General features: G+C 72.3%; 11 protein-coding genes. 1 reads left to right on the top strand and 10 read right to left on the bottom strand.

The window, feature by feature from the left end:
* Positions 1-920 (bottom strand): ROK family transcriptional regulator (locus tag VET29_RS15640; RefSeq protein ID WP_324920629.1); only part of this gene is annotated, 920 nt, incomplete at its 3' end.
* Positions 921-1,119: 199 nt separating this feature from the next.
* Here VET29_RS15640 and VET29_RS15635 point away from each other — a divergent pair.
* Complete coding sequence (locus VET29_RS15635) at positions 1,120-1,875, top strand: lipase family alpha/beta hydrolase (protein WP_414636505.1); 756 nt, start codon at positions 1,120-1,122, stop codon at positions 1,873-1,875.
* Here the strand turns inward: VET29_RS15635 and VET29_RS15630 are convergent.
* The 9 genes from VET29_RS15630 to VET29_RS15590 form a co-directional block, all read right to left on the bottom strand.
* Positions 1,865-2,692: an ABC transporter permease gene (locus tag VET29_RS15630; RefSeq protein WP_324920625.1), complete on the bottom strand. Its 828-nt coding sequence runs from the start codon at positions 2,690-2,692 to the stop codon at positions 1,865-1,867. The genes VET29_RS15635 and VET29_RS15630 overlap by 11 nt on opposite strands.
* 244 nt (positions 2,693-2,936) lie before the next feature.
* Entirely contained in the window at positions 2,937-3,839 is a 903-nt protein-coding gene (locus tag VET29_RS15625) for an ABC transporter ATP-binding protein (RefSeq protein ID WP_324920623.1), read from the bottom strand.
* The gene (locus VET29_RS15620) at positions 3,836-4,954 is read right to left on the bottom strand and encodes a LolA family protein (protein WP_414636506.1); all 1,119 of its coding nucleotides are present in this window, start codon (positions 4,952-4,954) and stop codon (positions 3,836-3,838) included. The genes VET29_RS15625 and VET29_RS15620 overlap by 4 nt, the downstream gene beginning before the upstream one ends.
* 157 nt (positions 4,955-5,111) lie before the next feature.
* On the bottom strand, positions 5,112-6,080 hold the full coding sequence (locus VET29_RS15615; protein ID WP_324920618.1) for an ABC transporter substrate-binding protein: 969 nt from the start codon (positions 6,078-6,080) through the stop codon (positions 5,112-5,114).
* A complete protein-coding gene (locus tag VET29_RS15610) occupies positions 6,077-7,168 on the bottom strand; it encodes an ABC transporter permease (RefSeq protein WP_324920616.1) in 1,092 nt (363 codons plus the stop codon). Before VET29_RS15610 ends, VET29_RS15615 begins: the two co-directional genes overlap by 4 nt.
* A 130-nt stretch (positions 7,169-7,298) precedes the next feature.
* A complete protein-coding gene (locus VET29_RS15605) occupies positions 7,299-8,075 on the bottom strand; it encodes an ATP-binding cassette domain-containing protein (RefSeq protein ID WP_324920613.1) in 777 nt (258 codons plus the stop codon).
* Positions 8,072-8,983 (bottom strand): hypothetical protein, encoded by a 912-nt coding sequence (locus VET29_RS15600; RefSeq protein WP_324920611.1) that lies wholly within the window; start codon positions 8,981-8,983, stop codon positions 8,072-8,074. The genes VET29_RS15605 and VET29_RS15600 overlap by 4 nt, the downstream gene beginning before the upstream one ends.
* Before the next feature lie 3 nt (positions 8,984-8,986).
* Positions 8,987-10,387, bottom strand: a complete 1,401-nt coding sequence (locus tag VET29_RS15595; protein WP_324920609.1) for an FGGY family carbohydrate kinase — start codon at positions 10,385-10,387, stop codon at positions 8,987-8,989.
* Positions 10,384-11,379: a LacI family DNA-binding transcriptional regulator gene (locus VET29_RS15590; RefSeq protein WP_324920607.1), complete on the bottom strand. Its 996-nt coding sequence runs from the start codon at positions 11,377-11,379 to the stop codon at positions 10,384-10,386. The genes VET29_RS15595 and VET29_RS15590 overlap by 4 nt, the downstream gene beginning before the upstream one ends.
* Positions 11,380-11,513: the final 134 nt, after the last annotated feature.

The following is an 11,513-nucleotide window of genomic DNA, read 5'->3' as shown; positions in this document are numbered from 1 at the left end:
TCGGCGCGGTCGCACACCATGGCGAGGCGGCGCTCCAGGTCCAGCGACGGGTCGCGGACGGGGTCGTCGGGCGCCGCGGCCATCCGCAGCAGCGCGGCCAGGCCGACCATGGTCTCCCAGCAGCCGCGGCGGCCGCAGCCGCACATGTCGCCGCCGGGGTTGAGCGGCATGTGCCCGATCTCGCCAGAGAAGCCCTCCGCGCCGCGCAGAAGCCGGCCGTCGACCATGACCCCGCCGCCGACACCGGTCTCGCCCGTGAGGTAGACGAGGTGCGGGGTGCCGGCCCGGCTGCCCATGGCGAACTCCGCGAGCGCGGCGAGGTTCGCGTCGTTGTCCACGCGGATGGGCAGCTGTCGGGTGGAGGGCGCCCCCCGGACCTCCGGCCCGGGCACGCCGAGCCGGTGGCGCAGCCCTTCGACGGCCCGGACCCCGGTCCAGCGCAGGTTGGGCGCGAAGGCCACGACACCCTCGTCGCGATCCACCAGCGCGGGCACGGCGAGCGTGAGACCGACGACCGTGACCTGCCGTTTCTCGCACTCGGTGAGCGCCAGCCCGGCCAGTTCGGTGACCGCGTCGAGCACGGCCTCCGGGGGGAGCGCCGGCACGTCGAGCGAGACGCGATGCTCGAACACGGGGGTGTTCGCGAGGTCCAGGACGATCGCGGTCACGTAGTCGACGTTGATCTCCACGCCGATCCCGCCGATGTCGCGGCCGTCCAGTTCGACGGTCTGGCCCGGCCTGCCGACGGAGCCGCCGCGCTGCACGTCACCCTCCCGAACCAGCCCGCGGTCGATCAGCTCGGCGACGAGGCTGGAGACGGTGCCCCGGTTGAGACCGGTCTCGACGGCGATCCTGGCGCGGCTGCGGGGGCCGGCGTCGCGGAGGTGGCGGAGGACGAGGGCGAGGTTGCTGCGACGCATCGTGACCTGGTCGGCCGGTTGCCGTAGGACTGGCCTCGACGCGCTCACAAGGCAACACCGCCCCGCTTAATTTGTCCGTTAGCCGGACAAATTAAGCGCGGGTGTACAGAGGGTCAAGGTCTGTGTGGAACTTTCGTCCCACTTTCGTAGTTCGCGGACACAACTTCGCCCGTTCGGCGCAAAAGTCGGCTGAGGCACCATGGACCATGTGCGTGACTGGTGGCAGGGCCTGAGCCGGCGGCGACGCCGGCTGGTAGCGGCGGTCGCGGCGTCGGTGTGCGCTCTCGTCGTGGTGGTCGGCGTCCAGGCGACCGGTTCGGCCGGCTCCGCGGCCGGCCCCCCGCCGGTCCTGCTCGTGCCGGGCTACGGGGGTTCGCGGGCGGCGCTGTCCCGGCTGGCCGACTCGCTGCGCCACGCCGGCCGGGAGGCGCGGGTGGTGACGCTGCCCGGCGACGGCACGGGTGACCTTCGTGCGCAGACCCGGGCGCTGGACGCGGCGGCCGCGGGCGACCCGGTCGACGTGATCGGCTACTCGGCCGGCGGGGTGGTGACCCGCCTGTGGGTCAACGGCGGCGGTTCCGCGCGGCGGGTGGTCACGCTCGGCTCGCCGTTGCACGGGACGGAGATCGCCGCCGCGGGCGGGGTCCTGGCGCCCGACGCGTGCCCGGTGGCGTGCCAGCAGCTGAGCCCGGGGAGCGCGTTGCTCGTGTCGGCGGACCGGGAGCCGGTGGCCGTGCCCTGGATGTCGATCTGGACGGAGAACGACCAGACGGTGGTGCCGCCGGAGTCGGCGCGGTTGGCCGGCGCGGTGAACGTGTCGCTGCAGTCGCTGTGCCCATCGGCCGTGGTGGCGCACTCGGCGCTGCCGACGGATCCGCTGGTGACCCGGGTCGTGCTGGGGGCGTTGAGCGGGGACACGATGGCGGCGCCGGCGGCGGGGTGCGTCAGCTCGTGATGTCCTTGGTGCCGAAGTTGGCCCAGGCGGCGCCGAAGAAGACGACGATGTAGCCGGCCTGGAGGAGCAGCCCTCGGTCGATGTTGTGCCAGAAGACGGGGTCGCGGAAGAAGTCGATCCAGGACAGCCAGTAGTTGGTCGGCAGGTACGGCTTGAGCGGCGCGGCGGCGTCGAGTGTCTCGAGGACCGAGCTGGCGATGAGCACGGCGAGCGAGGACAGCGCCGCGCCGAGGGCGGAGTCGGAGAGGGTGGAGAAGAACAGGGCGATGGTGCCGAAGCCCAGCATGGAGACGGCGATGTAGGCGATGGCCGCGAGCAGGCGGACGGCCAGCTCCTGCGGCCCGAGGGAGGCACCGGAGAGCGAGGTGACCCCGCCGGCCTGCCCGACCGCCTCGGCGCCGGTCCCGAACAGTGCGACCCCGATGACGAGCGAGCTGACCACGACGACGAAGATCGCGATCAGGATGTAGATCGCGAGCGCGACGAGCTTGGCGGACAGCAGCCGAGGCCGCCCGACGGGCCGGACGAGGAGGTACCGGAGCGTGCCGGTGCTGGCCTCGCCCGCGACCGCGTCCCCCGCGTAGACGGCGACGGCCAGGGGAAGGAAGACGGGCAGCACCATGGCGAGCGCGGCGGCGGGGTAGAGGGACCCGTTGCTGGTCACCGCGGAGAGGAACGCACCGCCCTGCCCGGGCGGCGGCGCGATGTCGGAGATGGACAGCAGGACCGCGACCAGGGCCGGCACCGCGCACAGCAGCACGATCGACAGCCAGACCCGCGGCCGCCCCACCAGCTTCCGCAACTCGACGGTGATCACGGCGTGCGCTCCCCGCCGCCGCGGCGACCGGCCGCCGGCTCCCGCGGCGTCCGCGGGGAAAGGCGCGTTCGGGACATCGTGGGTGTCCCGAACGGCAGGTCGGCGGCGTCGAGCGCGCTGAGGGGCGCCTTCGCGGCGGTGCTGGCTCGGTGGGTGCCAGTTTCCGGTGTCGTGAGGGCCCTCTTCGTGGCACCGAGTGTCCGGGCGGGCGTCCCTTCGGCAGGGGAGCGGGCCGTTCGCGGGGTCACGGCGTGCGCTCCACGCGGTCGCTGCCGTGGCCGGTCACGTTCAGCACGACCTCCTCCAGCGTCCGGCGTTCCGCGCCGATCGCGGACACCCGGACGCCCTCCCGCACCAGCGTCGCGTTCAGCTCGGCCGGGTCGGGATGCCGGACCACCAGCCGCGTGCCGTCCCGGGTCACCACCTGGCCGTCGAGGATCCCCACGACCTGGGCCGCGTCCGGGGTCTCCAGCACCACGTGCCCCGTCGGCGCCCGGAGCGAGTCCATCGAGTCCTGCACCACCAACCGACCCCGGTCCACGATCCCGACCCGTGTGCACAACGCCTCCACCTCGGCCAGCAGATGGCTCGACAGGAACACCGTCGTTCCCGCCTCGTTCAGCGTGATCAGCAGGTCGCGAATCTCCCGGATGCCACGCGGGTCCAGCCCGTTCGTCGGCTCGTCCAGGATCAGCAGCCGCGGCTGCCGCAGCAGCGCCGCCGCCAACCCCAACCGCTGACGCATCCCCAGTGAGTACGCCCGCACCGGCCTGCGGTCCACCCCCGCCAGCCCCACCTGCTCCAGCGCGTCCTCGATCCGCCGCTTCCGCGTCCGCCGCCGCCCGCCCGGACCGGCCGCGTCCAGCAACGACAGGTTCTGCCGGCCCGACAGGTGCGGGTACGCCGCGGGGCCCTCCACCAGCGCGCCGATCGACGGCAGCACCCGGGCCGGCGCCGAGGACCCCAGCACCTCGATCTCCCCGCTCGTCGCGTACACCAACCCCAGCAGCAACCGCACCAGCGTCGTCTTCCCCGACCCGTTCGGGCCCAGGAAGCCGTACCGGTCGCCCTCCCTGACCTCCAGATCCACGTCGTCGACCGCCACCACCCGGCCGTACCGCTTCGTGAGCCCGCGGGTGATGATCATCGGCGTCGCCCGCGCAGCAGGGTCAGCTCCCGCGCGGCGGTCGCCAGCACATCCGACGAGGTCAGCCCGGCCAGCATGTACCAGCGCCCGAACGTCGACCGCGCGACCGCAACCGACAGCGGCGTGATCGTCAGCCGGGTCACCGTCCCCTCCGGGAACTCCTCGCTGTCCCCGCCCGCCTTCTCGATCGCGTCCGCCGCCTGCGCGCCGATGTCACCGGGCACCCGCACCTCCACGAACGCCGACAGTCCCGTCCCGTACACGCCGACCCCGCGGACCCCGGCGGCGTTCGTCTCCCGCAGCGCCCGCCCCGCCAGCCGCGGCGGCGGGAAGCCCCGGCCCAGTGCGCCCAGCGCGTCCGCGATCCCCGGCGCGGAGACGATGCTGTACCCGCTGCCCCAGGGCCGCCGCGGGGTGAGGACGTCGGCGGAGGGAGCCGTCGCGGCGAACTCCAGGAACCGGCTGGCCACCACCGGACGGCCCGCGCCCCGCGCGGTCATCTCCACCGCCAGCGGCACGCCACTGCCAGGGTCCACCCACAGGTCCACGTGCCCGATCGTCGTGTCGGGGTCGCGTGGGGTCAGCCGCAGCCCGGGCACGTCCCGACCGGCGAGCCGCCGCGCGGGCAGCGCCGTGACCGGGTCGCCGGCGGCCGCCGACAGCACCCGACGGGCCAGCTCGGGCGGGGTGAGGTCACCGGCCCTCGGCTGTCGCACGGGCACCTCGCCGACCAGCCTGGTCACCTGGTTGTTGCCGTAGTCCCAGGTGAAGTCGCCATCCGGTGTGCCGTAAACGTCCCGTTCGCCCGCCGTGGACACGACGGCGAACCGCCAGCGCGACGGCGCCGCGTACCAGGTGCGGACGCGGGTGGTGCCGGTGAGCAGCGCGGTGAGGTCGCTCAGACGGGGCAGCTCCGGCAGCCGCAATGCGCCGCTGACCTCGGCATAGCCCTGGTAGGGCTGGTTGGTCGAGTCGAGCACGCGCTGCCGCAGTTGTCCCGGGTCGACCGACGCGGCGGAGACCGGCAGCCAGTCCGGCACCTGCGGCACGAGCACCGCGACGAGCGCGACCACGGCCACCAGCAGCCACGACCGCACCGTCTTCGGGCGCGCCACGGACAAGGTCACCACCTCCCGTCCCTGACCTTTGTACGCCTGCGCGTCTACACGGGGCGTGTGCTCGGGCCGGTGGCCGGCGTGCGGTGAATTGGCTGGAAGGCGAGACGCCGCACCTCCCGCGAGTGGCGTCGCGGGAGGTGCGGCGGGGAACCGGCTAGCAGCTCGACTTGTAGAGCGCTGCCTTGCCCTCGGGCGAGTCGAGGTTGTCCTTGGTGACGATCGTGAAGCCCGTCTGGACCTTCGTCTCCGTCTTCTCACCCTTGAGGGCCTTGATCGCCTGCTGGACGCCGACCTGACCGATCTTGCCCGGCTGCTGTGCGACGAGTGCCTGCACGGTCCCGTCCTGGAGCGCCTTCACCTGGTCCGGGCCCGCGTCGAAGCCGACGATCTTGACCTGGTCCTGCTTGTTGGCCTGGCGGACGCCCGTGGCGGAGCCCTCCGCGGAGAAGAGGTTGGCGGCGAAGATGCCGACGATGTCCGGGTCCTTCTGCAGCGCCGCGGTCACGATCTGCGCGGCCTTCTGCGGCTCGTTCTGCGAGTACTGCACGCCGAGGTCGGTGAACTTGGAGTCCGCCTTGACCGCGTCCTGGAAGCCCTTGGCCCGCGCGTCGGTCGTGCTGATGCCCGGCTGGACGCTGACCACCAGCACCTTCCCGCCCTGCGGCGCGAGCTGCTTGATGGCTTCGAAGGCCGCCTTGCCGCCGCCGACGTTGTCCGAGGCGATGGCCGACGCGGCGATGGACGGGTCGTTCAGCGTGGTGTCCACGAGCACGACCTTGATGTTCTGCTTCGTGGCCTGCTCGATCGGCCGCTGCATCGCCGACACGTCGGTCGGCGCGATCAGGATGGCGTCCGGCCGGGACGAGACGACGGACTGCAGCACCGGCGTCTGCTGGGTCGGGTCGAACTTCTGCGGACCCTGGATGTCGACCGTCGCGCCTTCCTTCTTCGCCTCCTCCTGAACCGCACATCCCATGGTGATGTAGAACGCGTCACCGGTGACACCCTGGACGAAGGAGAGCTTGTACGAGCCACCCGAGCCCGAGCTGTCGCCCGAACCGCAGGCTGCAAGGAAGAGCGCCGACGCTGCCGCCATCGCCACAACCGTTTTGAGCTTGGTCATGGGTTTTCCTTTCGTGAGCTGCCCCCGAGCTGGGGGAGGAATCTGGGCCGGCCACGGGAACCGCCGCGTAGGGCGGCGGTCCGGCGGGCCTGGTCCACGTACACGGCGGCGATGAGGACGCCGCCGACCACGACCTGCTGCCAGAACGGTTGGACCCCCAGGATCACGAACCCGTTCTGCAGTGTGGACGGGATGAACAGGCCGATCACCGTGCCGAAGACCGTGCCGACGCCGCCGAACAGGGACGTGCCGCCGATGACCACGCCGGCGATCACGTTCAGGTTCGTGTTGGTCTGGCCGGCGATCGTCGTCGACTGGAAGAACGCCAGGTTCAGGATTCCGGCGAAGCCCGCGGTCAGCCCGGCCAGCGCGTACACCCTGATCAGGTGCCGGTTGACCTTCAGGCCGACCCGGCGGCCCGCCTCCGGGTTCGAGCCGATCGCGTACGTGTGCAGGCCGAACCTGGTGCGGTGCAACACGATCATGCCGAACACGACCACGACCAGCGCGACGACCGACAGCGTCGGCACCTGCCCGACGAGGTTGCCGAAGCCGATGTTGTCCACCAGGACGTCCGGCGCGTCGCGCAGGTCGATGCCGCTGGTGATGATCTGCGCTACGCCGAGCGTCGCGCCCATCGTGCCGAGGGTGACGATCAGTGGCGGCACCCGCAGCTTCGCGATGAGCACGCCGTTGAGCAGCCCGCAGGCCAGCCCGACCACGCTCGCCACGACCATCCCCAGGATGGCGACGCCCCAGCCCTGCCCGCCGGCCGCGACCATGGCCTTGCTGGCGATCACGCCGGAGAGCACGAGCACGCTGCCGACCGACAGGTCGATGCCGCCCGTGATGATCACGAACGTCATGCCGACGCCGAGCACCGCGAGGATCGACGTGTTCACCACGATGCCGCGGAGGTTGAACACGGACAGGAACGCGTTCGCGTCCATGATGCCGAAGACCGCGACGATCACCGCGAGGATGAGCACGATCTGCAGTGCCTGCAACCGAAGCAGCCGCTGCAACCGGCCGGCGGGGACCTCGTCCACCGCCGTCGCCGACGCGCCACGCTGCGCGACACTGGTCATGACAGTCCTGCCTCCCCGGAATCTTCGAGTGTTGGTCGCGTTGGCGACGGAGGGTTCTGTTTGGTCACGTACTTGTGGCTGGTTTGCGCCACGTTCCCATGAGGTGCGGTTGGGAAGCCTTCGGCCTGCGTCATGACGTGGCACCTACCTCGTTGCCGTTCTCAGCTTCTGTGGCACCGGTCATCGCGCCGACGAGCTCCTCCATCGACGTCCGCTCCGCCGCGAACGTCGCCACGCGCTGTCCCATGCGCAGTACCTGGATCCGGTCCGACACCTCCATCACGTGGGGCATGGAGTGGCTGATGAACACGACCGCGATGCCCTCGTCCCGCACCCGCCGGATGAGGTCCAGCACGTTGCGGGTCTGCACCACGCCGAGCGCCGCGGTCGGCTCGTCGAGGAAGATCACCCTACTCGCCCAGGCCGCCGCCCGCGCCACGGCGACACCCTGTTTCTGCCCACCGGACATGGATCCGACCGGGCCGGACAGGTCACGCACGGTGGCGCCGAGGTTGTCGAAAGCCGTGCGGCTGCCGTCGCGCATCGCCCTGGTGTCCATGAAACCGAGCTTGCCGAGCAGCCCGGGCCGCATGATCTCCCTGCCCAGGTACATGTTCTGCACGGGCGAGAGGTGCGGTGCGAGCGCGAGGTCCTGGAACACCGTCTCGATGCCGAGGGCGCGGGCGGTCGTCGGCGAGTTGAGGTGCACGGGCTTGCCGTCGAACACGATCGTGCCGGTGTCCGGGGTCTCGATGCCGGACAGTAGCCGGACGAGCGTGCTCTTGCCGGCCCCGTTGTCGCCGATGAGCGCGACCACCTCGCCTGCGTCGACGTCGAAGTCGGTCTCCGCCAGGGCATGCACGTGCCCGTAGGCCTTGGAGAGGCCATGGGCCTCGAGTAGCGTCATCGCACTGCCTCCCGCCACGGCCGCGCCCGTCCGGTGACGGCGGCGAGGCAGTCGTCGAGTCTTGGTCGGGCCACGGTGTCCAGGAACTCCTGCCGGTCCTTGCCTTCGAGGCCGATGGCCTCCTTCCAGACCGAGCGGCCGGCGATGAAGCCGGACGCGCCGCCCTCGTCGCAGGAGATCCGCAGCACGTTCTGGAACTCCTCGAACGCGACGCCCGCCGAGAGCACCGCCCACGGACCGTGCACGGTAGCCGCTATGCGCCGGCATCCCTTGGGGGAGCCGGGATACTCCAGCTTCAGCAGGTCGGGCCCGATCTCGTCGAGCTTGCGGGCCGCCTCCACGACGAGGTCCTCACGTTGTTGTGGGGTAAGGGGTTCCTCGCCGGGTAGCTGGTAGACGAGGTTCTCCACCACGGACGGCACGCCGGCCGCGCGGCAGTCAGCGACGACCGCGCGGACCACGTCGAGCACCTCCTCGGCGAGGTCGGGCTGGCCGGACAGGTGTGGGCGGCCGGGCCGCAGCTGCACCAGGAACTTCACGGCGTGGCCGCCGAGGCCCCGGACCCACTCCGCGCCCTGCTCGGCGGTCCGGGAGGCCCGCGGCTCACCGTTGAAGTTCCCCCGGGACTCCGGTTCCGCGGCGATCAGGAGGCCGCAGTCCGTGGCCAGCGCGCCGGCGTCGAGCACCGAGGGGACGCCGATCGTGGGGTCGAGCAGGATCCCGCTCGCCGTCGGCGTGAGCGCCCGCGCGACGTCCACCTTGGCGGCACGCATCGCCTCGGGCGTCGCCTCCCTGCCCGCCGCGGTGAACATGCGGCGCAAGGTGTTCCGCTGGTCCATCGCGATGATCGAGAACACTCCGTCCTCGCCCGCGATGGCGTCCAGGCTCGCTGTGGTTGCGGTGGTCATCGGCTACTCCTTGCTCGCCATGACGGGCGTTGGGGAATCGAGGCCGGCCCGCCGCAGCGGACCGGCGAAAGTCAGGAAGTCACCCGGGTTCCCGGCCGCGGCCCACGCCGCGAACAGGGCGGCGCCGAACGCGCCGGGCTGGGTCATGGGTGAGAACCGCAGACCGGGCAGGATGCGGTTCTTGGCCTCCCGGACGGTGGCCATCCGGGTCCAGCCGCCGGCGGCCACGGCGGCGTGGTGCGTGCCGACGACGTCGTTCATGCCGCGCAACAGGTTCTCGGTGACCTCGGTGATGTGGTCGAGCGCCGCGGCCCACACCGCGCGGGGGCTGGCCCCGTCGGTGACGGTGATGGTGACGTCCTCGTCGGTGCTCCTGGCGCCGGTCACCGACACGGCCGGGTGGCTCGGGTCCGCGACCGGTGTGTCCAGTGCCGCCCGGCCGGCCGCATCCGCGGCACCGAGCATCGCGAGCACCCGGCGCATGACCAGGCCGGCCCGGACGCCGCCGATGAGCACGGACTGTCCACCGAGGACATGCGTGCCGGCGTCGATGCCGCGGACGACGAGGCTTTCCCGCTCGTCGTCGGTGAGCGGGCGGGGAAGCGTGCGGAGGATGACGTCCGCGGTGCCGCAGGAGTTGAACAGCTCGTGGTCGCCGACCGCGCCGACGCCGGTGGCCGCCACGGGATGGTCGTGACCGACGACGGTGATCACCGCGCCGGTCAGGCCGTCGAGGATGCCGGGGGCGACGGTGCCGGCGGGGTGGCCGGCGGTCAGGGTTTCGGGCAGCAGGCGCTCGGCGCCGAGGAGTGCGAGCGCGGCCGGCCACTGGCGGCCGGTGGCCTGGTCGAGCAGCCCGGTGCGGGAGGCGAGCGACGGCTCGCTGACGCGTGCGGCGCCGAGCCGGTGCGCGACGTACTCCGGGATGTTGAGCCAGCACGCGCCGGCGGGCAGGCCGCCGCGGGTGTCCTGGAGCCAGAGCAGTTTCCCGATCGTCCACTGTGCGCCCAGGGGGAGCCCGGTGCGCCGGGGGAAGGCCGCGAGGAAGGCCGGGTCGAGCCTCGCCAGCTCGGTCGTGCCGCGCTGGTCGTACCAGGCGATGACCGGCGTCGTGACGTCGCCGGCGCCGTCCAGCACGACGCCGCTCTCGGCGAACCCGGCCAGTCCGAGCCCGATGGCCTGAACTCGTTGTCCGGCGGCGGTTTCCGCGTCGGCGAGGGCGGCGCCGATCACACCGAGCGCGTCGGCGAACAAGGCGTCCGCGGTGGTCTCGGCGCCGTCCCAGGTGGTCGTTCCCCTGGCGAAGCCCAACTGCCGCCCGTCCGTGTCGACGACGAGCGCCTTGGTCTCGGTGGTGCCGATGTCCACCCCGACGACTGCCTCGACGACCGCCCCGACGCTCACGGCCGCACCTCCCCGGAGCCGCGTGACACCAGGTGCACCGGCGCGACGACCGTGACCGGGTCGCTTGTGTCGCCTTCCAGGCGCCTCATGAGCTGTTCGGCCGCCAGCCGGCCGATGACGTCCGACGGGTGGTCGATGACCGTGACGGCCGGGGTCACCGAGTCGGCCATCGGGAAGTCGCCGAACGCGACCAGGGCGATGTCCAGCCGGTTTCGGCGGTGCAGCACCGGCACGATGCCGAGCGAGCACCGCGTGTTGCCGCTGAAGATCGCGGTCGGCGGCCCCGGGTCGGCCAGCAGCCGCGTGGTGTGCGCGGCCGCGTGCCCGACGGTGTCGTCCGGGCGGCATTCGAGCACGGTCTCCTCGTCGATGCCGGCCTCGGCGAGCGCGTCGCGGTAGCCCGCCAGGCGCAGCCGCGCGGTGTCCAGGTCCGGCCCGTCGCCGATGAACGCGATCCGCCGGTGCCCGTGTGTGATCAGGTGCCGCACGGCCGTGGCCGCCGCCTCGCGGTCGTCGACCACCACCGCGTCCGCGGTCACGCTGCGTGCCCGGCGGTCCACGAACACCACCGGGCACGGCAGCGTCCGGACGTACGTGTGGTCCGCCGACACCGGCGCGACGATCAGTCCCGCGACCCGCCGCTGCGCCAACCCCTCCAGCACGGACCGCTCGCGGTCCGGCGCGCGGTTCGTGCTCGCGATGATCACCGTGATGCCCCGTTTCAGCGCGAGCCGCTCGATCTCGCCGGTGACGCTGGCGAAGAACGGGTCCGCTACCGAGTCGATCACCACGCCGATCGTGTCGTCCGTGCCGCGGCGCAGCGACCTGGCGAGCGGGTCCGGCTGGTAGCCGAGGTCGCGGACGGCCTGCTCGACCCGTGCCCGCGTCTCCTCGGCAACCCGCGGGTCGCCGTTGATCACGCGGGACGCGGTCTTGGCGCTGGTGTTGGCGGCCGCGGCCACGTCGCGTAAGCGGACTCTCGGTCTGGTCATGCCCGCGCCCCGATCCGTGCCAGCAGCTCCTCGACCCGGGCCGGGTCCACGCCGCCCGCGAGTACCCGCTCTCAGGACGCGGTGGCCGTCGCCACGCCACGGGCGGCCGGGTCGGCCCAGCTCAGGCCGTCGAG

Source organism: Actinophytocola sp. (genome assembly GCF_035634895.1).
Lineage (GTDB): Bacteria > Actinomycetota > Actinomycetes > Mycobacteriales > Pseudonocardiaceae > Actinophytocola.
Note: the sequence above shows the minus strand (reverse complement) of the source record. Positions and strands in the feature narration are given on the sequence as shown.

What these genes read in the sequence shown, in the direction of transcription:
- VET29_RS15635 (WP_414636505.1), top strand. Translation starts at nt 1,120, where the DNA reads ATGGACCATGTGCGTGACTGGTGGCAGGGCCTGAGCCGGCGGCGACGC.
- VET29_RS15590 (WP_324920607.1), bottom strand. Translation starts at nt 11,379, where the DNA reads ATGACCAGACCGAGAGTCCGCTTACGCGACGTGGCCGCGGCCGCCAAC.
- VET29_RS15605 (WP_324920613.1), bottom strand. Translation starts at nt 8,075, where the DNA reads ATGACGCTACTCGAGGCCCATGGCCTCTCCAAGGCCTACGGGCACGTG.
- VET29_RS15610 (WP_324920616.1), bottom strand. Translation starts at nt 7,168, where the DNA reads ATGACCAGTGTCGCGCAGCGTGGCGCGTCGGCGACGGCGGTGGACGAG.
- VET29_RS15615 (WP_324920618.1), bottom strand. Translation starts at nt 6,080, where the DNA reads ATGACCAAGCTCAAAACGGTTGTGGCGATGGCGGCAGCGTCGGCGCTC.
- VET29_RS15600 (WP_324920611.1), bottom strand. Translation starts at nt 8,983, where the DNA reads ATGACCACCGCAACCACAGCGAGCCTGGACGCCATCGCGGGCGAGGAC.
- VET29_RS15625 (WP_324920623.1), bottom strand. Translation starts at nt 3,839, where the DNA reads ATGATCATCACCCGCGGGCTCACGAAGCGGTACGGCCGGGTGGTGGCG.